Genomic DNA, 265 nt, shown 5'->3' with positions numbered 1-265 from the left:
TTCTCAATATATTTAGTAAAAAAACTGCCATCTGCATAAGCTGACTTTTCAAACCCTGCGAACACTTTTTGACGTTCGCGTGCAATCAAATTGGAAGCACGTATTGCATGGTAAGCCACGGTATAAAAATAGATATTGGTGAAATCAATCGCTTCTAGAGATCCATAATAGATCTGTTCACGTGCTAAGAAACCATGCAAATTCATTTGTCCCAAACCAATCGCATGACTTTCAGCATTGCCTTTCGCAATGGAAGGCACACAAG

1 pseudogene is annotated in these 265 nt (G+C 39.2%); it reads right to left on the bottom strand.

Annotated features, from left to right (window positions below):
• Positions 1-265: pseudogene (locus tag ACFIK8_RS08920) on the bottom strand (ribonucleotide-diphosphate reductase subunit alpha); the annotation flags it as partial.

It is taken from the genome of Bartonella sp. MR168JLCBS, assembly GCF_042194175.1.
This window is presented reverse-complemented; position numbering and strand designations above follow the sequence as displayed.